This is a genomic window from Streptococcus sp. HMSC064D12 (genome assembly GCF_001837205.1).
Taxonomy (GTDB): domain Bacteria; phylum Bacillota; class Bacilli; order Lactobacillales; family Streptococcaceae; genus Streptococcus; species Streptococcus salivarius_D.
The window spans coordinates 1-243 of record NZ_KV831749.1 but is presented as its reverse complement, the minus strand read 5'-3'; the positions used below and the strand labels follow the sequence as shown (position 1 = coordinate 243).

1 pseudogene is annotated in these 243 nt (G+C 40.3%); it reads right to left on the bottom strand.

Annotated elements, in window-relative coordinates:
* Positions 1-243 (bottom strand): annotated as a pseudogene (locus HMPREF2697_RS06155) (ISL3 family transposase); the annotation flags it as partial.

Below are 243 nucleotides of genomic sequence, written 5' to 3'. Positions count from 1 at the left end.
AAGTTTGTAGGCATTAGCGAGCTCTTCTGAAAAGTCTAGAGTCTTCTCAACGACTTCATGTGGTGCTAAAGTTTGTCGGAAAGTCTTTGAATAAAAAGAGTTGAGCGATAGCTTACGGCTGTCCTTTTGAAAGAGTCGCCAGTGATTTTTCAAGGCTCGATAGGGTAGTGACTTCTTATCAAACTGGTTCATAATAGCAATTCTTGTCTTTAAAAATGCTCGACCAAGGTGCTGGATAATGTG